This is a genomic window from Dyella sp. 01N448, assembly GCF_056399225.1.
On the sequence record NZ_JBFTQX010000003.1, the window covers coordinates 330,517 to 352,830 of the forward strand.

Consider the following 22,314-nt stretch of genomic DNA (forward strand, 5'->3'; position numbering starts at 1 on the left):
TGCGCTCCCACAACAACCTTGCCCTGTGGGAGCGCACCCTGTGCGCGACGCCTTTCGCCTCAACCGATCAAGAGCGCACGCCCCAAACCAATAACAGCCAATATCAGCGTCACGCCCCACGCCATCGAAGACACCATAAAACCCGGCCCACGCTTCGCCGCATCCTGCAGATAAGCCACCGCGTACCAAACGCGGCCGGCCACCCAGACCAGGCCCGCCACGCCAGCCCACAGCGGATAGCCGTACTGCACCGCCAGCCACAGGGTAGGCAGGAAGATCACGGTCGATTCCAGCGTGTTCATCTGCACCCGCCAGGCGCGCTCGAACGCCGGATGCCCGTCGATGGCCGGCGCCTTGACGCCATATTTCTCGCGGGCATGTCCGGTGGCCCAGACCGTGCCGAACTGGAGCAGGACCGTCAGCAGGACGACGACGGCGGGCAGGTGCTGGATCATGGCGGGTACTCAGGGAAAGGTCGCCCACTGTAGCCATCGCGTGCCAATGGCGGGAGGGGGCGCGAGGGGTTATCGTCTTGCCATCGTTGGATGAGCGAGGGCCTTCGTATGGATTGGCAGAAGGGCGAGCGGAGTCAGAACGTCGAGGTCGACAGCGGCGGTGGTGGTGGCGGTCCCCGTTTCGGCGGCGGTCGCGGCTTGGGCATTGGTGGCATCGTCATTCTGGCGATCCTCGGCCTGGTGTTTTTCAAGGATCCGACCGCTCTGCTGAGCCAGGTCGACAGTGGCGGGCAGCAAGTTGCCGCGCCGAGTGGACAGCCGGCCAATGTCGATCCGCAGACCAAGGATTTTGTCAGCGCGATTCTTGGATCCACCGAGAAAACCTGGAGCGACATCTTCACCGCGCACGGACGGCAATACGTCGATCCCAAGCTGGACTTGTTCAGCGGCGGGGTGCGTACCGCCTGCGGTGCGGCGTCCACCGCAGTGGGGCCGTTCTATTGTCCCGGCGACCAGAAGGTCTACCTCGACGTGGCGTTTTTCGAGGAACTGCAAAGCCGCTTCCATGCTGCCGGCGACTTCGCCCGTGCCTACGTGATTGCGCACGAGGTGGGCCACCACGTGCAGAACCTGCTTGGCGTGTTCGACCAGGTGGAGCAGGCGCGTCGCCGTGGTGCGCGGATGGAAGGCGCCGATGGCTTGTCGGTGCGCCAGGAGCTGCAGGCCGACTGTTTCGCCGGCGTGTGGGCCAACCACAGCCAGCAGCGCCTGCAGTGGCTGCAGCCGGGCGATATCGAATCGGCGCTCAACGCGGCCAGCAAGATCGGCGACGACGCGCTCCAGCAGCAGGCGCAGGGCAGGGTGGTGCCGGACTCGTTCACCCACGGTACCTCGGCGCAGCGCGTGAAATGGTTTACCGCCGGGTTCCAGAGCGGCGATATCGCCAGCTGCAATACGTTCGCAGGCGAGCCTTGAGGTCCAAGCACGTCGAAGGCCCSCCATGCGGGCCTTCGACGTTTTAGAATGGCCGCCTGCGCGCCTCGGGGTGCGCTTTCGAACGATCTGCATGTTGCATCCCTGTCTGAGTTGCGGTGCCTGTTGCGCCTTTTTCCGCGTGGCCTTTCATTGGTCCGAGGCGGACGCGTCGCTGGATGGCGTGGTGCCGCCAGAGTTCACCGAGACGCTCGACCCGCATCGCCTGGTCATGCGCGGCACCCAGGCCTCGCGGCCGCGCTGCGTCGCCTTGCAGGGCGAGGTGGGAACAGCGGCCCATTGCGGCATCTACGAGCGCCGGCCCTCGGTGTGCCGCGAAGTGGAACCGTCGTGGGAGTTTGGCCGTCCCAGCGCCCAATGCGACAAGGCACGGCTGGGCCATGGGCTGCCGCCGCTGACGCCGGAACACTGGCCGGAGGCCGTGTCCGGCGACTGAGCTCAGCGCCCCATCAGCGGGTTGGCCTCGTTCTGGAAGGCCAGCACGAACTGTTTCAGATCACCTTCGTTGACGTCCGAGACGACTACGTAGTGCATGCCGTCGCCGGTCCAGCGGATCACCGTGTAACCGTGCTCCTGGCTGGCGGCCTGCGCGGTCGGGCGAGTTTCGGCGGGCCACTGGAACAGGTTGATCACATGCAGGTGACGCTTGTAGATCAGCGCGGCCACGCTATGGCCTTCCAGTGCATCGAGGCGGCCACCCACCAGCGGGAAGCCTTCGGCGGCCAGATCCTTCACCCGCGGCGAGAAGTCGAGCTTGCCCTCGAACCAGGGCTTGACCGTGTGCTGGTCGGTCGACACCACGTCCATCAGATGCTCGCCCTGCAATGAGCGCACATGGCCGGAAATGGCCTGGGCGACGATGGCATCGTCCCCACCGCGCGTGGGCAGCCAATGCAGCCACGCCGGCACGGAGAGGAGCACCGCAGCGGCAAAGCCCGCTGCCGCTGCGAACGCGACAGGTGTGCGTCGCCGCACAGTGATCGGTGTCACCTTTGGAGGCGCCGCAGCTGCCGCAGGCGTCGTCCATTGGGCTCGCAATGCATCCGGCGCGCGACGATACAGCGCCGGTTCGGACAAGGCCTTCTGCATGATGGCGTAGGTCTCGTAACGGGACTTGCACGCGCTGCACTCGTGCAGGTGGCGAGCCATCGCAGCACTGCTGGCAGCATCCAGTTCGTCGTCGAGATAGGCGTGCAACAGCAGCCCGGCGTCATCGCAGATCATGACGGCGTACCTCCTTGGGCCGGCAGGTGAGTTCGGCCCGCAAGCGATCGCGGGCACGCGCAAGACGGGACATCACCGTGCCGATCTTCTGTCCGGTGATGGTCGCGATTTCCTTGTATGAGCATTCTTCCAGTTCACGCAGTACCAGGATTTCGCGCAAGGGCGACGGCAGCCGTTCCAGCGCCGCCTGCAGTGCGCCGACGTCCACGGCAAGCAGGGTGAGGGTTTCGGGTGACGGGCCATCGTCGATGAGCGGATGCACCGCCTCGTCCAGTTCGTCGTGCAACGCATCCTGCGGGGTGCGGCTGCGCAGTGTGTAAAACGTGTTGCGCACGATCGCCAGCAGCCACACGCGCACGTCGCCTCCGCGGAAGCTGTCGAAATAGCGCAGCGCGCGCAGCATCGCTTCCTGCACGACATCCTGTGCATCGCTGGGATTGCGTGCGAGCCAGTGGGCGAGGTTGTACGCCGCGTCCAGATACGGCACCACCTGCGCCTCGAAGCGTGCGCTTCGTGCGGCGTCGGCGGCTCTCATGCTGGCGGTCGGCTGGGATGGCATAAGTGGGTATACCCCGGTTGCGGCCACTTTATTCCAACGCGCTTTTCGCGGCACGTGCCGGGAATAGACCGGTGCATCGGCGGGTATTTGGCTTAGGGCGCGGACGAAGTGTCTGTCGCCACTAGCGGAGATCCGACGATGGACGACATTCAAGACCTCGAGGCCGGCGACCGCCGCCAGTTCCTCAAATGCATGGCGTGGGCCGGTGCCGGCACGCTATGGCTGATGCACGGCGGCGTATTGAAAGCCCAGCCGCTGACGGCACAGGGAGCGGCCACTGCTGCCGACTCCACTTTCAGCTTCGTGCAGATCAGCGACTCGCATATCGGCTTTCACAAGGCGCCGAACATGGATGTGGCCGGCACGCTGCGACAGTCGCTGGCGATGATCAACGCGCAGAAGAAGGAGCCCGATTTCGTGCTGCATACGGGTGACCTTACGCATTTGTCGCGACCGGAGGAATTCGACGCGCTGTCCGGCATCATGCAGGACGCGCGCATGGCCAAGGTGTTCTACGTGCCCGGCGAACACGACGTGATCGGCGACAACGGCGCCGAATACTTCCGCCGTTTTGGCGAACGCCAACAGAGTGGCGGCTGGTACAGCTTCGACCACCACGGCGTGCATTTCGTGGGACTCATCAACGTGCTGAATCTGAAAGCCGGAGGCCTGGGCTCGCTCGGCGCCGATCAGCTGGCATGGCTGAAGAAGGATCTCGCCGGACTTTCCGCCGACACGCCGCTGGTGGTGTTCGCGCACATGCCGTTATGGCCGCTTTATACGGACTGGGGCTGGGGCACGGATGACAGCAATGAAGCGGTGAGCTATCTGCGTCGCTTCGGTTCGGTGAGCGTGCTCAACGGCCACATCCACCAGATCCAGCAGAAGGTGGAAGGCAGCATCACGTTCTACACCGCGCGCTCCACCGCCTATCCGCAGCCTGCACCAGGCACGGCGCCTGCGCCGGGTCCGATGAAGGACGTCGCCCCGAACGACCTGCATCGCTATCTGGGTATACGCGACGTGCGCCACGTGCAGGGCAGCCACGCGCTGGCCGTGACCGAAGAGGTGATGGCATGAACGTGATGTCATGGTCGCTTTCGGTGATCACGACCTTGGTAGTGGCCGCCGCGACAACCTCGCCGGCGCTGGCTGCCAATGCAGCGAAGAGCACGCCCGCCAAGCCCGCCGTGGTGGACATCAAGGATTTCGCGTTTGCTCCGAAAACCTTGACCATTACGGCGGGCACGCGCGTGGTGTGGACCAATCTTGATGAAGAACCGCACGTGGTGGTCAGCGCGGGCAATCAGTTTGCGACGTCAAAGGCGCTCGACACCAGCGACAGCTACGCCATCACGTTCGACCACGCTGGCACCTATGCGTACTACTGCGCCATCCATCCCATGATGGTCGGCACGATTATCGTGAAGTGAAGGCGCTGTCGAAGCGGTAGATATCCATCGCGAGCAGGCCATATTCGATGCCGGCATCGATGCGCTGGGCGTGCGAGCCCTCGCCCGCCGCGCCCAGCGCCACGAACAGCGGAAGCAGGTGTTCGTCGGTGGGATGCGCGCGTTCGGCAAACCGCGCCTGACGGCGATAGTCGAGCAGGGCGGGCACGTCACCCGCGGACAACTTGTTCTCGATCCATTCGATGAACGGTCGTACGTACGGCGCCTCGCGCTCTTCGCTGTAGCCGGCGCGGAAATCGTGCAGGTTGTGCGTGATGCTGCCCGAACCGATCACCAGCACGCCGTCGTTGCGCAAAGGCGCCAGCGCGCGACCCACCGCGTATTGATGGGCAGGCCCCAGCTGCGGCTGGATGGAGAGGGGAACGACAGGGATGTCGGCGTCGGGGTAGAGCAGGCGCAACGGCACCCAGGCGCCGTGATCCAGGCCCTGCGTGGGATCAAGCGTGGTCGGCAGGCCGGCCTTGTCGAGCAGTTCGGTGACATGGGCAGCGAGTGCCGGCTCCCCCTTCGCCGGATATTGGATGTCGAACAGCGCCTGCGGAAAGCCATAGAAATCGTGGATGGTCTCGGGCCGCGAGGCGCCACCCACATGAGGCTGTCGCGCCAGCCAGTGCGCCGTGGCAATCACGATGGCCCTGGGGCGGGGCAGTTCGCGCGCGAGCTCGGCCAGCCGCTCGCCCACGCGACGGGGCTGGATCGCGGTCATGGGCGAGCCGTGGGAGATGTAGAGGCTGGGGAGGGTGGTCATGGTGGCGTACCTTTTGGGGACCACCCTAGGTTAGGGATTTGGCGGGGAATTGCAGCGTGCGTGGGGTGAACGATGCGTCACTGGAGGGGAACGATGGTTGGGTTGGCGTTCGCCCCTGCACTTGTCATCTCCTCGCTGCGCATCGGCTTTAGTCACCCCTTCTTCCGTCTGACGTGCCTGCTTGTCTGTGGGAGCGCACCCTGTGCGCGACAGCCACGCTGCGGTGCACCGCTCCGTAGGGTTGTCGCGCACAGGGTGCGCCGCCCGGCAATGCCGGGCGTGATTTGGTTCTTGATGTGGCTGGCGATGTCAGGCACACAAGGCCCCGCGCTTACTTCGCGCGACGCGGCCCCTTATTACCGCCCGCACCATGCCCCTGCGGCCGCGGCTTTCCGCCACCCGGCTTCTTGTTGAAGCCGCCACCCGGACGGAAACCGCCACCCTGGCGACGCGGAGCGGCATCGCCGGCGCCGCTGTCATCGCCGTCCCACGGCTTGATGCGCAGCTGCTGCTGGCTCACCCACACCTTCTGCAGGTGCTGGAACACTTCGGCCGGCATGCCGTCGGGCAGGTCGATCAGGCTGTATTCGCCGCGGATGCTCAGGCGGCCGATGTGGCCGCTTTCCAGGCCGGCTTCGTTGGCGATGGCGCCGATGATGTTGCCCGGCTTGACGCCGTGCTCATGGCCCACTTCCACGCGGAAGGTACGCTTGCCTTCTTCCGTGTGATGCGGGCGCACGGGGCGCGGCGTGAAATCGCGGGGGCCACTGTCGCGATCGTGCGGACGATGTTCGCGTTCACCGCGATGCTCGCGCTCGCCCCGGTCACGGCCATGCTCGCGTTCACGACCCTGCGGTTCGCGCGGGGTGAATTCGCGCTTGGCCGGCGGCGTCAGCAGCAGCGGCTGGTTGCCTTGGGCGATGCGTGCCAACGCGGCAGCGATTTCGACGGCCGGGATATTGTGTTCCTGCTCGTACTGCTCGATCAGCTGCTGGAACAGCTGCAGTTCGCCCACCGCGATGGTGTCGCTGATGCGCTGCTTGAACTTGGCGATGCGCACGTCGTTGACTGCTTCCACCGTCGGCAGCTTCATCTCTTCGATGGGCTGGCGGGTGGCGCGTTCGATCGCGCGCAGCATGCCTTTCTCGCGCGGCGTGACGAACAGGATCGCCTCACCGCTGCGACCCGCGCGACCGGTGCGGCCGATGCGGTGCACGTAGCTTTCGGTGTCGTACGGGATGTCGTAGTTCATTACGTGGCTGATGCGTTCCACGTCCAGACCACGCGCGGCCACGTCGGTGGCCACCAGGATGTCGAGCTTGCCGTCCTTGAGCTGCTGGATCACGCGCTCGCGCTGAGCCTGCGCGATGTCGCCGTTGATGGCGGCGGCGGCAAGACCTCGCGCCTGCAGCTTCTCGGCCAGTTCTTCGGTGGCCGACTTGGTGCGCGCGAAAATGATCATCGCGTCGAACGGCTCGGCCTCGAGGATGCGGGTCATCGCGTCGAGCTTGTGCATGCCGCTGACGAACCAGTAACGCTGGCGGATATTCGCCGCGGTGGTGGTCGACGACTTGATCGTCACTTCGCGCGGATCTTTCAAATGCTGCTGCGCAATCTTGCGGATCGGCGTGGGCATGGTGGCGGAGAACAGCGCCACCTGGCGCTGCGGCGGGGTCGCCTGCAGCACTTTCTCGACGTCGTCGATGAAGCCCATGCGCAGCATTTCGTCGGCTTCGTCGAGCACCAGGAACTTCAGCTCGGACAGGTCGAGCGTGCCGCGATCGAGATGGTCGATCACGCGGCCGGGCGTACCCACCACGATCTGCACGCCGCGCTTGAGCGAGTGCAGCTGCGGGCCATAGCTCTGGCCGCCATAGATCGGCAACACCTGCAGGCCTGGCATGTGCGTGGCGTAACGCTGGAACGCTTCAGCCACCTGGATGGCCAGCTCGCGCGTCGGCGCCAGCACCAGCGCCTGCGGCTTGCCGGGCTTCAAATCGATGCGCGAAAGAATCGGCAACGCGAACGCGGCGGTTTTGCCGGTGCCGGTCTGCGCCTGGCCAAGCACGTCGCGACCTTCCAGCAGCGGCGGAATGGTGGCGGCCTGGATCGGCGAGGGCGACTCATAGCCGACATCGGTGAGTGCGCGCAGCAGCTCCGGATGAAGGCCAAGCGCAGCAAAGCCGACGGCTGCCGGCTGGGAATCGGAAGACGGGGAGGACATGGGGGAACCTCGACATGGCATGCACGAGGGCATGCGGGAGAATGACGGTATTGTAACAGGCTGGCCCGGTCGCGCCGGGATTTTTGTGCTAGCTGATGGCTATTGGGTGAGGATTATTCATGTCTGGACGTCTTGATGGTCGAGTTGCGCTGGTCACTGGCGCCTCGTCGGGGATAGGTGAGGCCACCGCGCTGGACCTGGCTGAGGCGGGGGCAAAGGTTGCTATCGCGGCCCGTCGTCGCGACCGTCTGGAGGCGCTGGCCGTGAAGCTGCAAGCGCTGGGCGCCGATCCGCTCGTGCTCGTGGCCGATCTCGCCGACGAGCACGAAGCCCAGCGCATCGTGTCCGAGACGGAAGCGCGTTACGGCCGCCTGGACATTCTGGTGAACAACGCCGGCGTGATGTATCTGGAGCCAGTCGAAGAGGCCGATCTCGGCCGCTGGCGTCACATGCTGGAGCTGAACGTGCTCAGCCTCATCGCCTCCACGCAGGCTGCGTTGCCCGGCATGCGCCAGCGCCGCGACGGTCACATCGTGAATATCTCGTCGACGGCCGGGCGCGTGGCCAATCCCAACGCCGCCGCGTATTCGGCGACCAAGTTCGGCGTTGTGGCGTTTTCCGAAGCGTTGCGCCGCGAGGTCTACCAGCACAATATCCGCGTCACCGTGATCGAGCCCGGCGTGGTGGAGACGGAACTGCGCGACCACATCGGCCACGCTGTCACCAAGGACAACCTCAACGCCTGGGCCGACAGCATGCGCCAGCTGCAGTCGGTGGACGTGGCGGAGGCCATCACGTTCTGCGTGTCGCGTCCTTCACACGTCAACATCAACGAAGTGCTGATGCGGCCCACCGACCAGGAGCGCTGAGACAAGCGCATTATCATTGGCAGGCTCTGTTTCAGCACAAGGATTGACCATGACAGGGATCGAAACGATCTCCGAGCAACGCTGCCACGGTGGCGTGCAGGGGTTTTACCGACATCAATCGGACAGTTGCGGCGGACCGATGCGCTTTGCGCTGTTCCAGCCGCCGCAAGCGGCACAGCAGGCGTGCCCGGTGCTGTATTTCCTCGCCGGCCTGACCTGCACGGAAGAAACCGCGACGATCAAGGCCGGCGCCCAGCGGCTGGCCGCCGAGTTGGGGCTGATCCTGGTGATGCCCGATACCAGCCCGCGCCAGACGGGTTTGGACGGCGCCACGGGTGACTGGGAATTCGGCGAGGGCGCCGGCTTCTATCTCGATGCCACCCAGTCGCCGTGGTCGTCGCGCTTTCGCATGCACAGCTACATCGTGGATGAACTGCCTGCGCTGATTGCAGGGCATTTTCCTGCCGATATCGCCCGCAGCGGCATCACCGGCCATTCGATGGGTGGCCACGGCGCGCTCACCATCGCCTTGCGCCATCCGGATCGATACCGCTCGGTATCGGCCTTCGCGCCGATCGTGGCGCCTAGCCAGGTGCCGTGGGGGCAGAAGGCATTCCCGCGTTACCTTGGCGACGATGTGAAAACCTGGGCGGACTATGACGCCTGCGAACTGGTGCGTACGCACCGTTTCGACGGCACCATCCTGATCGACCAGGGCGAAGCCGATGGCTTTCTCGCCACCCAGCTCAAGCCCGAGTTGTTTGACCAGGCCTGCGCCGAAGGCGGCCAGTCCTTGCTGCTGCGCCGGCATGGCGGTTACGACCACAGCTACTACTTCATCACCAGTTTCATCGACGACCACCTTCGTCATCACGCCGAGGCGCTGGGGGCGTTGTGAGCGTGTTGCATCCCATCACCACGCGCCGCGCGGTGCTGCGGCTGGTCGAGGTGGCCGATGCGTGGAAACTGCTGCGTTATCGCGAGCAGAACCGCGAGCATCTGGCGCCCTGGGAACCGTTGCGCGACGACGCTTACTACACCCTTGACCACTGCGTGCAGACGTTGGCGGAATCGCGCGAGGCCGTGCGGCTGGATCGGGCCTATCCGTTCTTTGCGCTGGACCTGTCGGGCCAGGAAATCCTCGCCAGCTTCACCTTCGCCAACGTGGTGCGCGGTGCGTTCCAGGCCTGTCACCTGGGCTATAGCGTGGCCCAGCGCAGGCAATCGCAGGGCTTGATGCAGGAAGTATTGGAAACGGCGCTGCCTTGGGCCTTCCATCAGTTGGACATGCATCGTGTGATGGCCAACTACATGCCGCGCAATGAACGCAGCGGTCGCTTGCTGGAGCGGCTTGGTTTTGAGCGCGAAGGTTATGCCAAGCGCTACCTGCAGATCGCCGGCGTGTGGGAAGACCACGTACTCACCTCGCGCATTCGAGAGCCGTAGCTACCCGGGCGCGCGCGACTCAGCCCTTGGTGGAAGCCGATGCCGGCAATGCGGGGCGTGTGCAGCGTGCAGGCATCCATTGGGTGGCGCCGGCAATGATGTCGCAACTCCACACCACCGGGGCATTGCCGCCGGCCGCTGAATTGTCCAGGGGTGTGAGAAGAAAAACGGGGTCGGGTGTCGCGCCGGTGTTCTGCGTCGCAATGGTGATGCGCCCGGTTTCGGAGACGTCGATCTTCGACGTATACGCACTGACCGACGATGTGGCGTTGAAGGTGAGGTCGCCAGGTTTGAGCTGGCTCAGCCCGCCGCGCACGGTGGCGGCTTCCATCACTACCAGCTTTGCCGCTTCACCGGACTGGAGTGCTTCGTCCAGGCGTTCGGACACGTGATGATTGCGCCAGGTGGGAATCGCTATGGTGGCGACCACGGCCACGATGGCGAGTAGTGCAAGGCCGATCATGATGGGCTTGGATCGTTCGCCGCTCATCTCGATGCTCCTTTACCGTGACTATGTTTGGACAAATCCCGTGGCAAGCGAATGAGAGATTCGTCAAAGCTATTTGGGCAGCTACGCCACAAGGGCGTGCGCACACCTTCGCATAGTTCGTTGGCACTCGGGCCAACATGACGCGTCACGGTTCAGGAAATAGCGCAGGTAACTTGCACAGCCCAGTGGGGCTGTTGGTACAGCGTGAGGCCTCGGCGCCTGAGCGCGAGGCCTCACCATGGGGCGTGCTTACGCCTTGGCAGCGGGGCGACCGCGGCGCTGACGCTTGCGGTTGCCTTCGGCCGGACGCTCGCCGCCGCCGAAGCCATGGCCCGAGCCATGACCGTGCGGGCGATGCGACCCCTGCGGACGGCCACCCTGCGGGCGAGCAGCCGGGCGCGCCTGGCGCTGGCCCTGCACCGGACGCGGTGCAGCGGCGTCCGTGCGCAGCGGATGCGACGGCTCGAAGCCCGGCACGTCGCTGAAGGCGATGTCCTGCTTGAGCAGCTTGCGGATGTCACGCAGCAGGCCCGACTCGTCATGGCTCACCAGCGACACGGCCATGCCCTCGGCGCCAGCGCGACCGGTGCGGCCGATGCGGTGCACGTAGTCTTCCGCGACCATCGGCAGGTCGAAGTTGATCACGATGGGCAGCTGATCGATGTCGATGCCGCGAGCCGCGATATCGGTCGCCACCAGCACAGTCACGCGGCCAGTCTTGAAATCGCTCAGCGCACGCGTGCGCGCGTTCTGGCTCTTGTTGCCGTGGATGGCGGCGGCACGCAGGCCGGCAGCACCCAGGAACGTCACCAGCTTGTCGGCGCCGTGCTTGGTGCGGCTGAACACCAGGGTCTGGCGGCGGCTGTCCTGCGACAGCACGTGCAGCAGCAGGTCGCGCTTCTTGCCCGCGTCCACCGGATGCACGTGATGCGTAACTGTCGTAGCCACGCTATTGGCCGGGGTCACCGACACTTCGCGCGGCTGATGCATGAACTGCATCGCCAGCGCCTTGATCGGGCCCGCGAAAGTGGCCGAGAACAGCAGCGTCTGACGCTGCTTGGGCACGGCGGACAGAATGCGCTTGAGCGCCGGCAGGAAGCCCATGTCGAGCATGCGGTCGGCTTCGTCCAGGATCAGCACTTCCACGCCGGACAGATCCAGCGAGCGCTGCTGCATGTGATCGATCAGGCGGCCCGGCGTGGCGATGACCACGTCCACGCCGCGACGCAGCGCCTGCATCTGCGGGCCCATGCTGACGCCGCCAAAGATGGTGGTGCTGCTGACGCGCAGGTACTTGCCGTAGTCGCGCAGGTTCTCGTGCACCTGGGCCGCCAGTTCACGCGTGGGCGTGAGCACGAGGGCACGAGGGCGACGGGTCTGGGTGGCGCCGGCGTTGGACAGGTGCTGCAAGAGCGGCAGCGCGAACGCCGCGGTCTTGCCGGTACCGGTCTGGGCAGCAGCGAGCAGGTCGCCGCCTTCCAGTACAACCGGAATGGCCGCAGCCTGGATGGGGGTAGGGACGGCGTAGCCTTGGTCGGCAAGCGCGCGCAACAACGCGGGCGCAAGGCCCAGCGATTCGAAAGTCATGGAAGCTCCAGAGCAACCCGGAGCGTTCGAATCGAACCGCGTTGCAGTATCAGTAAGGGGGAGGCACGACGGAAGGTCGTGACAGGGGAGTATAGCGCAATTCTGAATTAGCTGCTTGGTTTGCCAAACCGGGTCGCCAGGGCCGGGTGTGAAGCCCTGGTTTCGGGGTCTTCAGGCCCGTGCCCGCTCTGCCACCACCAGGTAGCTGTCAAACGGCATCTTGCCGTGCAGCGAGCGGATGCTGACCGAAAGACCGGCGGCCTCGAGCTGCCCGCGCAGCTCGTCGGCACTGGGATAGTGCTGGGCGCCCACCCGCATCCAGCCACTGGCGCTCAGGAAGAACTCCGAAACGCGCGTGAGGGCATAACGCCAGCTGCGTTCGCGCAGCACGTTGCGTATCACCAGCAGGCCGCCCGGGGCGACATGCACCATGGCGTTCTCCAGCAATGCACGCTGGCCGTCGCGGGGCAGGTAGTGCAGCACGTCGAGCAGGGCCACATGGCCGCGTATGGGCTGCTCCGCCACACCATCGGTCTGGCGCAGCTGCAGCACGCCATCGAGACCCGATTGCCGCAAGGCGCGGTTGCCAGCGTCGATCTTGCGCGAGTCGTTGTCCACGCCCAGGTAGCGCGTGACGACGCCGCGCGCATGCAGGTATTGGCCGAGCAGGCCGATGCCGCAGCCGATGTCCAGCAGTGGCATCGGCCGGTTCATCACCAGGGCCGCCGTCGCCGCGTACGCAGGGTCGGCCGCCAGCTTGCCCTTGACGTAGCGGCGCTGGAGCCAGTGGTCGTACGAGTTGGCGATGCGATACAGGGTGGCATCCATGGGCGACATGTCAGCCCACTCCATGGCTGCGTGATGTGAAGGCGAGCATGCCTTCAAACTTTGGCCGGCACTACTCCCGGCTTGCGCTAGGGCGGCGGTGATGGTTCGCTTGGCGCCCTGCGAGCCGCCCGGGCGGTCGTGATCCTTCACCGTGGAGCAACACATGTCGCCGTTCGCGCCCTTTCGGGAGCTCACCACCACCCAGCGGCACACCGTGCTGGCCAGCTTCCTGGGCTGGACGCTGGATGCGTTCGATTATTTCCTGCTGACCTTCGTAATCGTGGGCGTGGCGCAGGAATTCCACGTCGGCAATCAGGAAGTGGCATTCGGTCTGTTGCTCACGCTGGCGGCGCGTCCCATCGGTGCGCTGTTGTTCGGGCGCCTGGCCGATCGCTATGGCCGGCGTCCCATCCTGATGCTCGATGTGATTCTGTTTTCGGTGTTCGAGCTGGCCACGGCATTCTCCACCTCGCTCACCATGCTGCTGGTGCTGCGTTTCCTGTTTGGCGTGGCGATGGGCGGCGAATGGGGCATCGGCGCATCGCTGGCGATGGAATCGATTCCGCCCAAGGCGCGCGGCGTGGTGTCGGGCCTGTTGCAGAGTGGCTACCCGGTCGGGTTCTTCCTGGGCGCGCTGGTGAACTGGCTGCTGGTCGATCACATCGGCTGGCGCGGGTTGTTCATCGTCGGCGCCTTGCCCGCGCTGCTGGTGTTGTACATCCGCCGCAGCGTGCCGGAGTCGGAAGTTTGGAAACAGGAACGCGCGGCCAAGGACAAAAAGGGCCTGCTCGAATCGATGCGCGGCCACTGGAAGCTCGCCCTCTATCTCATGCTGCTGATGATGGCGTTCAACATGTTCAGCCACGGCTCGCAGGACCTGTACCACACCTTCGAGGAGGAGGGCCTGCATCTGCCCACCGGCTCGGGCGCGGCCTTCATGCTGGTGGCGATGCTCAATCTCGGTGCACTGGTGGGCGGCCTGTTCTTCGGCGCGTTGTCGGAGCGCATCGGCCGGCGCAAGGCCATCATCCTGGCCGCCTTGCTCGCCATTCCGGTGATTCCCCTGTGGATGTACGGCAATACGTTGGCGCTGCTGGCGCTGGGTGCGTTCCTGATCCAGGTGATGGTGCAGGGCGCCTGGGGTGTGGTGCCGACGCACCTCAACGAACTGGCCCCCGAGGGCATGCGGGGCACCTTGCCCGGCTTTGCCTACCAGACCGGCAACCTGCTGGCCGCGGTGACGGCCAATGCCCAGCTGTGGATCGCCCGGCAACATGGCGGCCTGGCATTCGCCATGTCGGCCTGGATGGCCGCCGTCGCCGTGCTGCTGGCCTTCCTGGCCTGGGTGGGTCCCGAGGCCCGTGGCGCCCGCTTTGGCCGCTCCCCGCCGGGCACGGGCGAGTAGCCGGGCAGGCTGCTAGAATTCAGCGTTTGATCCATCACGAGACATGCAATGAAGGCTGGCAAGGACAAGGTCATCTCGCTCCACTACACGCTGACGGTGGACGGTGAAAAGGTCGAGAGCTCCCTCGACCGTAACGAACCGCTATGGGTACTGCTCGGCCACGGCCAGCTGATCCCGGGCCTGGAAAAGGCGCTGGAAGACCATGAAGCAGGCGAAAACCTGCAGGTCGAAGTCGCCGCCGCCGAGGGCTATGGCGAGCGCCAGCCGGGCATGACCCAGCGCGTGCCGAAGAAGTACTTCCAGCAGGCTGCCAAGCTCAAGCCGGGCATGACCACGGTGTTGGCGCTGAAGGAAGGCGGCCACCGCGTGGTGGTGGTGGAGAAGGTCGGCATGACCACGGTCGACGTTGACTTGAATCATCCGATGGCGGGCAAGACGCTGAATTTCGATGTGACCATCAATGAAGTGCGCGATGGGACTGAGGAAGAGATTTCGCATGGGCATGCGCATCCGCCGGGTGCGGAGGTGCACTAATTTTTTCCGTCGGCTTTCTCCTTTGGGGAGGGGCTAGGGATAAAGGTAGGCCTAATAGAAGCCGCTCCAGACGGAGCGGCTTTTTTTTGCTCGTCATCCCGGCGCAGGCCGGGATCCAGTAGCGATCGTCTCCGGTTGTCGCCTTGTCGCCAGCGTGCCGCCTACGCGGCGGGCGTTTCGTCTGCCTGCCGGCAGCCGAGTTACTTTTCTTTGCTTGCCCACGCACGCGCAGGAGCGCGTGCGAACGGCGAAGCCGGCCCGAAGGGCGGAGGGCAGGGTGCCCGGAGTAAAGAAAAGTAACCAAAAGAAAGGGCCCCCGGATGACGCGCCTTCCGGGCCTACGGCCCTCCAGGTGCGCGGGCGGGCTCCGGGGTTTTTCGACAGGACATCCCTGTCCTGTCGAAAAACTGGCCGCATCCATGCGGCCACCCTTCGGGCTTTCCTCCACCCGCCCGCCGCGTCATACGGGGACCCCGGGGATCAAGAGCCGTACAACGCGACGTCGCTGGGCCAAGCAGCTCCCTTGTAGGAGCGCACTTGTGCGCGACCAGCCGACGGAGCGCTACATCCCAGCGCCTCGGTCGCGCACAAGTGCGCTCCTACAAGGGTTGGCAGGTCTGGGGATAACGGATCAACGTTGCCGGTCGGCTCTTTGTGGGAGCGCACCCTGTGCGCAACGCCTACGAAGCGAAATCTCCAAACCTGCAGATCGCGCACACCGCTGCTCCTGCCTCGCGTCGACACAGGCCACAAACAACAACGGCACCTCGCGGTGCCGTCATCGTTTCCAACCTGGAATACCAGATCAGACCAGCGTGATTTCCACATCCACATTGCCGCGCGTCGCATGCGAATAAGGGCAGATATCACGATGCGCTGTGTCGACCAGTTCCTGTGCCACGGCGCGGTCGATACCCGGCAGATTCACTTCCAGCTTCACGGCGATGCCAAAGCCCGTCGGTTCGCGCGGACCAATGCCCACGTGCGCGGTCACCGAGGCGTCCTTCAGCGTCACGTTCTGCTGGCGGGCCACGAAGCGCACGGCGCCTTCGAAGCAGGCGGCATAACCGGCGGCGAACAGCTGCTCGGGGTTGCTGCCCTGGCCACCCGGACCACCCAGGCCCTTGGGCACGACCAGCTGCAGGTCTAGCACGCCGTCGTCGCTCTTGGCGTGGCCTTCGCGGCCGCCGTGAACGGTGGCGGTGGCGGTGTAGAGAATCTTGCTGATGTTCATGGGTTTAGTCCTCGCTTGGGGAGAGTTGGATCTGTTGGGTAAGTCGCTTCAGTTCATCGCGCAGGGTTTGCATCTGATCGAGTGAGAGCTGCATGCACTGCGCGAGACATTCGGGAATGCCGCTGGCCTTGTCGCGTAGCGCCAGGCCGGCGTCGGTAAGACGGATATCCACCACGCGCTCGTCTTCCTTGCGGCGCTGGCGTGCCACCAGGCCGGCGGTCTGCAGACGCTTGAGCAGGGGTGTGAGCGTTCCGGAATCCAGCTGGAGGCGCTGGCCGAGTTCGCCCACGGTGAGCCCGTCGCGTTCCCACAGCACCAGCATCACCAGGTACTGCGGATAGGTCAGGCCCAGCGGTTCGAGCAGCGGCCGGTACAGCCCCGTGACCGAGCGCGACGCGGCATACAGCGCAAAGCACAGTTGCTGGTCGAGCAGGAGCTGGTTGGGGGTCGGTTGCCGTTTCATAGGAGAGATACTAAGCGCAAAATTAAATTGTGTACAATTCAATTTCTCAATCGAAACGATAGGCGGAGCCTAAAGTGGCCTGGGAATGCGGGGTGTGAAGCGCGACAGGCGTGGCGGCGCGCTGGCTGGCCCGACGAGCGCCGGATCAGTCGAGCAGTCGCTTGCCGAACTCGAAATGGTCGCGCCAGTAGGGGCCGTCGATATCGTCCAGCCTCACCGTGCCGCCGCTGTTGGGCGCATGCACAAAGCGGCCTTTACCTACGTAGACGCCCACGTGGCTGATGCCACCCGAACCACCGAAGAAGACCAGGTCACCGCTCATCAGCTCGTTCATCTGGCGAACCCGCTCGCCGCTCAATTGCGACATTTCACGGGAGCTGTGGGGCAGGCTCAGACCCGCCGCATTGCGGTAGATGTAGTCGACCAGGCCGCTGCAATCGAAGCCGCTGTCGGGCGTATTGCCGCCCCAGCGGTACGGCGTGCCGACCAGCGCGATGGCGCGGAACAACACATCGTTGGCCGTACCGGTGGCGCCGCTAGGGGCGCGAGCGGGCAAATTGGCCAGGGAGGAGCGGGAATCTTTGTAGGTGGGCTCGGGGCGCCGGCTGCTGCTGGCGCAGGCCGCGAGCAGCAGGACGGCGCCGACGACCAGGGCGCGTTGCGCAAGACGCCACCATGCCAAGTGCGCACAGGCAGGATGGGCGAAGTTGGGGCGCATCTCGTCTTCCCTGGTCTTGAGACGAGCCCGAGGTTATCAAATCAATAAGTTGGAAGAAAGTTCTAAGTGATCGCTGGAGGTGCGATCTCCGGACGTCATGAGCCGGGCTGGTTCACGGTGATGCGCCGCTCACTGAGCTTGCGGCCTTCCCTGTCGCGGCTGCTGAGCCTGTACTCGCCCGGCCACAGGTAGAGCGAGTTCATCACGTTGTCGGTCAGCAGCACGTAGCGATCTGCCGGGATGGCGTCGTCGCTCTCATTGGCGTAGCGGGCTTCCACGATGCAGGGGAACTGGCGCTGGCACATCTCACTGGAGATCACCCGGGTCTGCCGTGCGCCACCCAGTTCCAGCCAGTGGGGGCGGCGCTGGTGGCCGGAACGCGGAAGGATCACGTCGACGTCGTGACGATCCGGGTCCGATGCCCACACGCTGCCGTTCTGGCGGCTGAGCAGCACCGAAGGCTTGTCGACGGGGAAGGCGGCGGACAGCTGGTTGTACAGATCCGTCTTGGGCATCGGGCCGATGTCGCGCCACCGAGTCTGGTCGATCGACAGCGGATCGAATCCAGTCAGCTGCTTGAGCTGCATGGCCATCGGCTTGATGGTCTTGCCCAGGTTGCCGACGGCCTTGTCGATATGGGCGTAACCGGCATGCACGAACAGGCGCGCCTTGGGATCGTTCTTGAACACCTGGCGATAGAGCAGCTGCGCCTGGCCCGATTCGCGATCAGCCAGGGCATCGGCGTCGGACTCATAGGCCACCACCTTGAAGCCCAGTCGTATCGCTTCCCGGATGATCTGGCCATAGATCGGCTCGTGCAGATACTCGCTGCCGCTGCTGGCAATGGGATAGCCGCGCTTCATGAGCTCCGTGTCGCCGTTGGCCAGCGCCTCGGCAGCGAAATAGGTGAAGCCCTCCGCGCGCAGCTTCGGCAGCAAGGCCAGCGTGAGCTCACGGGTATGGGCGTCGTGGTGAGCTTCGTTGATCAACACGATGCGCCGGTCTGTCGTCAGCTTGGCGATCTCGGTCGCCGCGTCGGCGGTCACCCAGTCGGCCGGCGTGGGCAGGGTCACCGGGGTCTGCACGCGGTTGTCGAACGGAAAGTCGTTGATGGCTTCGTCGTAGAAGCCGAGCTCGTCCTCGACGGTCGCCAGCAGCTGCTGATCGATGAGGCGATCGTCCTTGGTGAGCTGGGGCATCACTTCGCGCAGGTACAGGTAGCGCGCAAGGTCGTTCTTGATGTGCGCGGTTTCCGTGAACAGGTCGCGACTCACGGCGGTGGCCGAGGATGCGGTGGCCGGCCCCTCGGGTTGCGTGGCTGTCTGTGTCGGCGCGGGTTGTTGCTTGGCGGCCTGGGCGTGCACCGCACCCGCCGCGCACGCCGCCAGTACCGCCGCGCAGCGCATCGCCGAACGCCACCGTACCAACATCCTGCTGGACTGCTCTGACGTTCCCATCGCGCTAATCTCTCAAGGTCAGGAGTGGGTCATGGCGACGCTACAATAGTCCGATGGATGATTCACGCAGTGATGTGCTGGTTCTCGGCGGTGGCGTCATCGGCCTGGCCTGCGCTTACTACCTGCTGAAGTCTGGGGCTACCGTGCGCGTTCTGGAGCAGGGTACCCCGGGCTGCGGCAGTTCGCACGGCAATTGTGGAACGATCACCCCCAGCCACGCGGCGCCCCTGGCCATGCCGGGCATGTTTGGCGTGGCGTTGCGCTCGATGCTGCGGGCGGATGCACCGCTCTACCTCAACCCACGCTTTGACGGCCCGCGCCTGCGCTGGCTGCTCGGCTTTGCCCGCCACTGCAACTGGCGCGATTTCGAACATGCCGCGCAAGCACGTTCAGCCATCCTGCAACGCTCGCGCGGATTACTTGCGGGCCTCGTGCGCGACGAGCGGTTCGACTGCGAGTTCGGCGAAGAAGGGGAGCTGTATGTCTACCGCTCGGCAGGGGCGTTGCAGGCAGACGAGCGTCACCACGCCCAGGTGCTCGATCGCCTGGGTGTAGCGGTGGAGCGCTTGAGCGGCGAGGCCGTGGAAGAGCGCGAGCCCGCGCTTAAACCCGGCGTTGCCGGCGGGCTTTTCCACCCGGACGACGCACGTCTGCGACCAGACCGGTACGCCGCCGAACTCGCGCGCCGCGTGACGGAGCTGGGTGGCATCGTCGAATCGGGCGCCCGCATCGACGGCTTTGGCCTTGACGGCAATCGTATCGACCACGTGCGCACGACCCGCGGTGTGTTCCGTGGCGAGCGTGTGGTGATGGCGCTCGGTGCCTGGTCGCCGTTGACCGCGAGCTCGCTCGGCCTGCGCCTGCCCATGCAACCAGGCAAAGGCTATTCGATCACTTATTCGCGTCCCGCCGTGGCGCCGCGCCACGCGCTGGTATTGCGCGAGGCCGCCGTGTGCGTCACCACCTGGGACAGCGGCTTCCGGCTGGGCAGCACGATGGAGTTTTCCGGCTATGCCGAGGGCCTCAACCGCACGCGTCTGGATGCCTTGCGTCGAGGCGCCGCCCAGGGGCTGCACGTGCCCGAAGGGCCCGAACTGAAGGAAGAGTGGTGGGGTTGGCGTCCTATGAGTGTGGACGAGGTGCCAATCATCGGCCCCAGCTCCCGCTGGTCCAATCTCACTTTGGCCACGGCGCACGGCATGCTTGGCGTGAGCATGTCGGCGGCCACGGGCGAACTGGTGGCATCGATGTTGCGCGGCGCGACGCCAGCAATCGATCCCTCGCCGTACGCACCGTCGCGCTTTGGCGTGTGATCTTGACGCGGCCTGCTCGCAGACTCGCTTAACTTCAATGGCGCAAACCGGAGAGCGGCATGGCGGAAACGTTTGATCTGATCGTATTGGGTGGTGGTTCGGGTGGCCTGGGGGCCGCATTCCGTGCCGCGCGCCATGGCGCACGCGTCGCCTTGCTTGAACCCAGCGCACTGGGCGGCACCTGCGTCAATGTCGGCTGCGTGCCCAAGAAGGCGCTGTGGTTCGCCGGCCAGCTGGCGCAGGAGCAACGGCTCGCGGTGGACTATGGTTTTGCGTCCCAGCCCGGCGCGCTCGACTGGGAACATTTCCGCCAGCTGCGCCAGCACTACATCGACAACATCCGCCATCGTTACGCGATGGGCCTGGAAGAGGGCGGCATCCAGGTGTTCACCGAAACGGGGCGCTTCGTGTCCGCCAACACGATTGCCACTTCGTGCGGAGAAGAATTGCGTGCCCCGCAAATCGTGATTGCCACCGGCGGCCGTCCGCATCGCCTGGATATACCCGGCTTCGATCTGGGCATGGTGTCCGATGACATTTTTGCGCTGCGCACCTTGCCCAAGCGCATTGCCGTCATTGGCGCGGGCTACATCGCCATCGAATTCGCGGGACTGCTCAACGCGCTGGGCAGCGAGGTGACGCTGCACGTGCGCAATCGCATGCTCACGAGCTTCGATGCGGAACTGGTCGATGCGCTTGAGCAGCACATGTGCGACGCGGGCATCCGCATCACCAACCAGGTGAAAGTGACGGGCCTGCATCGCGATGGCGAAAACCTCATGATCGACGATGACGTCAATGGCCCCTGCGGACCGTATGACGCCGTGTTGTGGGCGATCGGCCGCGTACCCAACAGCGACCGGCTGGATCTCGATGCCGCTGGCGTCAACGTGGACGAATGGGGCCACATCGTCACCGACGCCTGGCAGGCCACCAATGTCGAAGGCATCTTCGCCGTCGGCGATGTCACCGAACGCCCGGAACTCACACCGGTGGCGGTGGCGGCGGGAAGACGACTGGCCGATCGACTGTTCGGCGGCAAACCCGACAGTCGGCTCGATTACGACAATATTCCCAGTGTCGTCTTCGCCGAGCCGCCACTGGCGATCGTCGGCCTCACCGAAGCGCAGGCGCGCCAATTCCATGGTGACAAAGTGCACGTGCACCGCGCGAAATTCACGCCGATGAAATGGGCCGTGGCAGGGCGGAAACATCCGACCTTGATGAAGGTCGTCACCGAAGGCGACGACGAGCGCGTGGTGGGCATCCATGTGCTCGGCGAAGGCGCGGACGAAATGCTGCAGGGCTTTGCGGTCGCGCTGAAAATGGGCCTGCGCAAGCGGGATCTGGAAGACACCATTGCCATCCATCCGAGTTCGGCCGAAGAACTGGTGTTGATCAACTGAGCGAGCCAACATCGGCTTTTCCCGCGCCACGGTAAACTTCACCCATGACTGCCACCTACACGCTACATCGCGGCACCGCGCCGCTGCTCATCAGCCTGCCGCACGACGGCAGCCATATTCCCGATGACATCGCCGCGCGCATGCGACCCGACGCGCAGCGCTCGGTCGATACCGACTGGCACGTGGGGCGGCTGTACGAGCCGCTCGCCAAGGCACTGGGGGCGAGCGTGATCCGTCCGGTGGCATCGCGTTACGTGGTCGACCTCAATCGTCCCGCGGACGGTCATGCGCTGTATCCCGGCAAGCGCGAAACCGGTCTTGTCTCCACCATCGGCTTCGATGGTGAGCCGCTTTACCTCGATGGAGCTGAACCGACGGCGGAAGAAATACAACGTCGGGTAAATGCGTATTGGCGTCCGTATCACGACGCGCTATCGCAAGAACTTGAACGATTGCGTGCCGCGCACGGCCGTGTGGTGCTCTGGGACGGGCATTCCATCCGTAGCCGCGTGCCCATGTTGTTCGAGGGGCAGTTGCCCGACTTCAACCTGGGTACGGCCGAGGGCGCGAGCTGCTCGGCGGCCTTGCAGCAGCAACTCAAGGATGTGCTGGAAACCCAGTCCCGCTATAGCTTCGTGGTGAATGGACGCTTCAAGGGTGGCTACATCACGCGCCATTACGGGCAGCCCGACAGCGGCGTGCAGGCCGTGCAGCTGGAGCTATCGCAGATCAATTACATGGACGAAGACAGCTTCGCGTATGCCGAAGCCAGCGCCGTGCAAGTGCAGGAAACCATCGCGCGCCTGCTCGCGCTCTGCGTGGCGTAAGCGCAAAAACATTCGACCCTTGTTAGGGTCTTGCAATGTCAAGACGTGGCCTGCGGAAATCT

Annotated in this window: 24 protein-coding genes; 12 read left to right on the top strand and 12 right to left on the bottom strand. The window is 64.9% G+C overall.

Translation table 11 applies throughout. From position 1 onward, the window contains the following. Positions 1-59: 59 nt before the first annotated feature. Entirely contained in the window at positions 60-455 is a 396-nt protein-coding gene (locus tag AC1DKY_RS05530; RefSeq protein ID WP_441604362.1) for an MAPEG family protein, read from the bottom strand. A 108-nt stretch (positions 456-563) separates the two neighbouring features. On the opposite strand from AC1DKY_RS05530, the gene ypfJ reads away from it, so the two are divergent. Both ypfJ and AC1DKY_RS05540 read left to right on the top strand, forming a co-directional pair. Beyond that, complete coding sequence (gene ypfJ / locus AC1DKY_RS05535; protein WP_441604361.1) at positions 564-1,430, top strand: KPN_02809 family neutral zinc metallopeptidase; 867 nt, start codon at positions 564-566, stop codon at positions 1,428-1,430. A 91-nt stretch (positions 1,431-1,521) separates the two neighbouring features. Next, positions 1,522-1,884 carry a YkgJ family cysteine cluster protein gene (locus tag AC1DKY_RS05540; protein WP_441604360.1) on the top strand — a complete coding sequence of 121 codons (363 nt, stop codon included), beginning with the start codon at positions 1,522-1,524 and terminating at the stop codon, positions 1,882-1,884. A gap of 2 nt (positions 1,885-1,886) precedes the next feature. Here AC1DKY_RS05540 and AC1DKY_RS05545 read toward each other — a convergent pair whose 3' ends face one another. Further along, positions 1,887-2,672 carry an anti-sigma factor family protein gene (locus AC1DKY_RS05545; RefSeq protein WP_441604359.1) on the bottom strand — a complete coding sequence of 262 codons (786 nt, stop codon included), beginning with the start codon at positions 2,670-2,672 and terminating at the stop codon, positions 1,887-1,889. Next, positions 2,659-3,207 (bottom strand): sigma-70 family RNA polymerase sigma factor, encoded by a 549-nt coding sequence (locus tag AC1DKY_RS05550; protein WP_441604358.1) that lies wholly within the window; start codon positions 3,205-3,207, stop codon positions 2,659-2,661. The genes AC1DKY_RS05545 and AC1DKY_RS05550 overlap by 14 nt, the downstream gene beginning before the upstream one ends. 162 nt (positions 3,208-3,369) lie before the next feature. On the opposite strand from AC1DKY_RS05550, the gene AC1DKY_RS05555 reads away from it, so the two are divergent. Together AC1DKY_RS05555 and AC1DKY_RS05560 are read left to right on the top strand one after the other, a co-directional pair. Beyond that, on the top strand, positions 3,370-4,311 hold the full coding sequence (locus AC1DKY_RS05555; RefSeq protein ID WP_441604357.1) for a metallophosphoesterase family protein: 942 nt from the start codon (positions 3,370-3,372) through the stop codon (positions 4,309-4,311). Further along, on the top strand, positions 4,308-4,664 hold the full coding sequence (locus tag AC1DKY_RS05560) for a cupredoxin domain-containing protein (protein WP_441604356.1): 357 nt from the start codon (positions 4,308-4,310) through the stop codon (positions 4,662-4,664). The genes AC1DKY_RS05555 and AC1DKY_RS05560 overlap by 4 nt, the downstream gene beginning before the upstream one ends. Here AC1DKY_RS05560 and AC1DKY_RS05565 read toward each other — a convergent pair. Both AC1DKY_RS05565 and AC1DKY_RS05570 read right to left on the bottom strand, forming a co-directional pair. Beyond that, positions 4,651-5,451, bottom strand: a complete 801-nt coding sequence (locus AC1DKY_RS05565; RefSeq protein ID WP_441604355.1) for a dioxygenase family protein — start codon at positions 5,449-5,451, stop codon at positions 4,651-4,653. The two genes, AC1DKY_RS05560 and AC1DKY_RS05565, sit on opposite strands and share 14 nt — an antisense overlap. Positions 5,452-5,782: 331 nt before the next feature. Then, a complete protein-coding gene (locus tag AC1DKY_RS05570) occupies positions 5,783-7,675 on the bottom strand; it encodes a DEAD/DEAH box helicase (protein WP_441604354.1) in 1,893 nt (630 codons plus the stop codon). Positions 7,676-7,794: 119 nt separating this feature from the next. Between AC1DKY_RS05570 and AC1DKY_RS05575 the strand changes: the two genes are divergently transcribed. Genes AC1DKY_RS05575 through rimJ form a run of 3 tightly spaced genes read left to right on the top strand, consistent with a single transcriptional unit; the run spans position 7,795 to position 9,990 of the window. After that, positions 7,795-8,544 (top strand): SDR family NAD(P)-dependent oxidoreductase, encoded by a 750-nt coding sequence (locus AC1DKY_RS05575; protein ID WP_441604353.1) that lies wholly within the window; start codon positions 7,795-7,797, stop codon positions 8,542-8,544. A 49-nt stretch (positions 8,545-8,593) separates the two neighbouring features. Continuing rightward, on the top strand, positions 8,594-9,442 hold the full coding sequence (fghA, locus tag AC1DKY_RS05580; protein ID WP_441604352.1) for an S-formylglutathione hydrolase: 849 nt from the start codon (positions 8,594-8,596) through the stop codon (positions 9,440-9,442). Next, on the top strand, positions 9,439-9,990 hold the full coding sequence (gene rimJ, locus AC1DKY_RS05585) for a ribosomal protein S5-alanine N-acetyltransferase (protein WP_441604351.1): 552 nt from the start codon (positions 9,439-9,441) through the stop codon (positions 9,988-9,990). Before fghA ends, rimJ begins: the two co-directional genes overlap by 4 nt. 19 nt (positions 9,991-10,009) lie before the next feature. Here rimJ and AC1DKY_RS05590 read toward each other — a convergent pair whose 3' ends face one another. The 3 genes from AC1DKY_RS05590 to AC1DKY_RS05600 form a co-directional block, all read right to left on the bottom strand. Continuing rightward, entirely contained in the window at positions 10,010-10,480 is a 471-nt protein-coding gene (locus AC1DKY_RS05590; RefSeq protein WP_441604350.1) for a pilin, read from the bottom strand. Positions 10,481-10,729: 249 nt separating this feature from the next. Further along, positions 10,730-12,067, bottom strand: coding sequence for a DEAD/DEAH box helicase (locus AC1DKY_RS05595; RefSeq protein WP_441604349.1), 1,338 nt, complete (start codon positions 12,065-12,067; stop codon positions 10,730-10,732). A 171-nt stretch (positions 12,068-12,238) separates the two neighbouring features. Continuing rightward, positions 12,239-12,904 carry a class I SAM-dependent methyltransferase gene (locus tag AC1DKY_RS05600; RefSeq protein ID WP_441604348.1) on the bottom strand — a complete coding sequence of 222 codons (666 nt, stop codon included), beginning with the start codon at positions 12,902-12,904 and terminating at the stop codon, positions 12,239-12,241. 154 nt (positions 12,905-13,058) lie between these two features. Here AC1DKY_RS05600 and AC1DKY_RS05605 point away from each other — a divergent pair, with 154 nt between their 5' ends. After that, on the top strand, positions 13,059-14,300 hold the full coding sequence (locus AC1DKY_RS05605; protein ID WP_441604347.1) for an MFS transporter: 1,242 nt from the start codon (positions 13,059-13,061) through the stop codon (positions 14,298-14,300). Between the two features lie 48 nt (positions 14,301-14,348). Next, positions 14,349-14,834, top strand: a complete 486-nt coding sequence (locus AC1DKY_RS05610; RefSeq protein ID WP_441604346.1) for an FKBP-type peptidyl-prolyl cis-trans isomerase — start codon at positions 14,349-14,351, stop codon at positions 14,832-14,834. Positions 14,835-15,639: 805 nt separating this feature from the next. On the opposite strand, the gene AC1DKY_RS05615 is transcribed toward AC1DKY_RS05610, so the two are convergent. The 4 genes from AC1DKY_RS05615 to AC1DKY_RS05630 form a co-directional block, all read right to left on the bottom strand. Beyond that, positions 15,640-16,068 (bottom strand): organic hydroperoxide resistance protein, encoded by a 429-nt coding sequence (locus tag AC1DKY_RS05615; RefSeq protein WP_046972943.1) that lies wholly within the window; start codon positions 16,066-16,068, stop codon positions 15,640-15,642. 4 nt (positions 16,069-16,072) lie between these two features. Then, on the bottom strand, positions 16,073-16,531 hold the full coding sequence (locus AC1DKY_RS05620; RefSeq protein ID WP_441604345.1) for a MarR family winged helix-turn-helix transcriptional regulator: 459 nt from the start codon (positions 16,529-16,531) through the stop codon (positions 16,073-16,075). Between the two features lie 145 nt (positions 16,532-16,676). Continuing rightward, on the bottom strand, positions 16,677-17,249 hold the full coding sequence (locus tag AC1DKY_RS05625) for a C40 family peptidase (RefSeq protein WP_441604344.1): 573 nt from the start codon (positions 17,247-17,249) through the stop codon (positions 16,677-16,679). Positions 17,250-17,344: 95 nt separating this feature from the next. After that, on the bottom strand, positions 17,345-18,679 hold the full coding sequence (locus AC1DKY_RS05630) for a hypothetical protein (protein WP_441604343.1): 1,335 nt from the start codon (positions 18,677-18,679) through the stop codon (positions 17,345-17,347). 80 nt (positions 18,680-18,759) lie between these two features. Between AC1DKY_RS05630 and AC1DKY_RS05635 the strand changes: the two genes are divergently transcribed. The 3 genes from AC1DKY_RS05635 to hutG are packed head-to-tail and all read left to right on the top strand — an operon-like array spanning position 18,760 to position 22,252. Next, positions 18,760-20,019 carry an NAD(P)/FAD-dependent oxidoreductase gene (locus tag AC1DKY_RS05635; RefSeq protein WP_441604342.1) on the top strand — a complete coding sequence of 420 codons (1,260 nt, stop codon included), beginning with the start codon at positions 18,760-18,762 and terminating at the stop codon, positions 20,017-20,019. A gap of 59 nt (positions 20,020-20,078) precedes the next feature. Further along, complete coding sequence (gene gorA, locus AC1DKY_RS05640) at positions 20,079-21,425, top strand: glutathione-disulfide reductase (RefSeq protein WP_441604341.1); 1,347 nt, start codon at positions 20,079-20,081, stop codon at positions 21,423-21,425. Between the two features lie 44 nt (positions 21,426-21,469). Next, the gene (gene hutG, locus AC1DKY_RS05645; protein ID WP_441604340.1) at positions 21,470-22,252 is read left to right on the top strand and encodes an N-formylglutamate deformylase; all 783 of its coding nucleotides are present in this window, start codon (positions 21,470-21,472) and stop codon (positions 22,250-22,252) included. Positions 22,253-22,314 lie beyond the last annotated feature (62 nt).

What these genes read in the sequence shown, in the direction of transcription:
- AC1DKY_RS05530 (WP_441604362.1), bottom strand. Translation starts at nt 455, where the DNA reads ATGATCCAGCACCTGCCCGCCGTCGTCGTCCTGCTGACGGTCCTGCTC.
- ypfJ (WP_441604361.1), top strand. Translation starts at nt 564, where the DNA reads ATGGATTGGCAGAAGGGCGAGCGGAGTCAGAACGTCGAGGTCGACAGC.
- AC1DKY_RS05540 (WP_441604360.1), top strand. Translation starts at nt 1,522, where the DNA reads ATGTTGCATCCCTGTCTGAGTTGCGGTGCCTGTTGCGCCTTTTTCCGC.
- AC1DKY_RS05545 (WP_441604359.1), bottom strand. Translation starts at nt 2,672, where the DNA reads ATGATCTGCGATGACGCCGGGCTGCTGTTGCACGCCTATCTCGACGAC.
- AC1DKY_RS05550 (WP_441604358.1), bottom strand. Translation starts at nt 3,207, where the DNA reads ATGAGAGCCGCCGACGCCGCACGAAGCGCACGCTTCGAGGCGCAGGTG.
- AC1DKY_RS05555 (WP_441604357.1), top strand. Translation starts at nt 3,370, where the DNA reads ATGGACGACATTCAAGACCTCGAGGCCGGCGACCGCCGCCAGTTCCTC.
- AC1DKY_RS05560 (WP_441604356.1), top strand. Translation starts at nt 4,308, where the DNA reads ATGAACGTGATGTCATGGTCGCTTTCGGTGATCACGACCTTGGTAGTG.
- AC1DKY_RS05565 (WP_441604355.1), bottom strand. Translation starts at nt 5,451, where the DNA reads ATGACCACCCTCCCCAGCCTCTACATCTCCCACGGCTCGCCCATGACC.
- AC1DKY_RS05570 (WP_441604354.1), bottom strand. Translation starts at nt 7,675, where the DNA reads ATGTCCTCCCCGTCTTCCGATTCCCAGCCGGCAGCCGTCGGCTTTGCT.
- AC1DKY_RS05575 (WP_441604353.1), top strand. Translation starts at nt 7,795, where the DNA reads ATGTCTGGACGTCTTGATGGTCGAGTTGCGCTGGTCACTGGCGCCTCG.
- fghA (WP_441604352.1), top strand. Translation starts at nt 8,594, where the DNA reads ATGACAGGGATCGAAACGATCTCCGAGCAACGCTGCCACGGTGGCGTG.
- AC1DKY_RS05590 (WP_441604350.1), bottom strand. Translation starts at nt 10,480, where the DNA reads ATGAGCGGCGAACGATCCAAGCCCATCATGATCGGCCTTGCACTACTC.
- AC1DKY_RS05595 (WP_441604349.1), bottom strand. Translation starts at nt 12,067, where the DNA reads ATGACTTTCGAATCGCTGGGCCTTGCGCCCGCGTTGTTGCGCGCGCTT.
- AC1DKY_RS05600 (WP_441604348.1), bottom strand. Translation starts at nt 12,904, where the DNA reads ATGTCGCCCATGGATGCCACCCTGTATCGCATCGCCAACTCGTACGAC.
- AC1DKY_RS05605 (WP_441604347.1), top strand. Translation starts at nt 13,059, where the DNA reads ATGTCGCCGTTCGCGCCCTTTCGGGAGCTCACCACCACCCAGCGGCAC.
- AC1DKY_RS05610 (WP_441604346.1), top strand. Translation starts at nt 14,349, where the DNA reads ATGAAGGCTGGCAAGGACAAGGTCATCTCGCTCCACTACACGCTGACG.
- AC1DKY_RS05615 (WP_046972943.1), bottom strand. Translation starts at nt 16,068, where the DNA reads ATGAACATCAGCAAGATTCTCTACACCGCCACCGCCACCGTTCACGGC.
- AC1DKY_RS05620 (WP_441604345.1), bottom strand. Translation starts at nt 16,531, where the DNA reads ATGAAACGGCAACCGACCCCCAACCAGCTCCTGCTCGACCAGCAACTG.
- AC1DKY_RS05625 (WP_441604344.1), bottom strand. Translation starts at nt 17,249, where the DNA reads ATGCGCCCCAACTTCGCCCATCCTGCCTGTGCGCACTTGGCATGGTGG.
- AC1DKY_RS05630 (WP_441604343.1), bottom strand. Translation starts at nt 18,679, where the DNA reads ATGTTGGTACGGTGGCGTTCGGCGATGCGCTGCGCGGCGGTACTGGCG.
- AC1DKY_RS05635 (WP_441604342.1), top strand. Translation starts at nt 18,760, where the DNA reads ATGGATGATTCACGCAGTGATGTGCTGGTTCTCGGCGGTGGCGTCATC.
- gorA (WP_441604341.1), top strand. Translation starts at nt 20,079, where the DNA reads ATGGCGGAAACGTTTGATCTGATCGTATTGGGTGGTGGTTCGGGTGGC.
- hutG (WP_441604340.1), top strand. Translation starts at nt 21,470, where the DNA reads ATGACTGCCACCTACACGCTACATCGCGGCACCGCGCCGCTGCTCATC.